Source organism: Kitasatospora sp. MY 5-36 (assembly GCF_001182915.1).
Lineage (GTDB): Bacteria > Actinomycetota > Actinomycetes > Streptomycetales > Streptomycetaceae > Kitasatospora.
The window spans coordinates 1-533 of record NZ_LFVW01001446.1 but is presented as its reverse complement, the minus strand read 5'-3'; the positions used below and the strand labels follow the sequence as shown (position 1 = coordinate 533).

Below are 533 nucleotides of genomic sequence, written 5' to 3'. Positions count from 1 at the left end.
CGAGGCCGAGTACCAGCCCGGCGGCCGGCAGGAAGGCGGCCATCGCCGCGGTCGAGGCCAGCGCGACCAGGCCGGCCACCGCGGCCGGCAGCCGCCAGCGCAGGTAGTGGTCCTGGACGGCGTCCACGTCGGCGACCAGCCGGGAGAGCAGGTCGCCGCGCCGGAAGGCGGGCAGTCCGGCCGGGGCGAGCGCGCTCAGCCGCCGGTAGACGGCGGCCCGCAGGGTGCCGAGGGTGCGCAGCACCGCGTCGTGCGAGACCAGCCGCTCGGCGTAGCGGAAGACGCTGCGGCCGATGCCGAAGGCCCGTACCGAGGTGACGGCCATCATCAGGTAGAGCACCGGCGGCATCTCGGAGGCCCGGGAGATCAGGTAGCCGGAGGTGGCCATCAGCGCGACGGCGCAGCCGAGGGCAAGCGCGCCGAGCAGGATCGAGAGCGCCAGCCGGGGGGTGCCGCCGCCCTCGGGCCGGGGCTCCTCGGCGACGGCGGGGGCGGGCGTGGGGCGGCCGCTGTGGGCGAGCGGCGCCACCGGG

Annotated in this window: 1 pseudogene; it reads right to left on the bottom strand. The window is 78.0% G+C overall.

The features are described from left to right. Positions 1 to 533 (bottom strand): annotated as a pseudogene (locus AE652_RS42865) (ABC transporter); the annotation flags it as partial.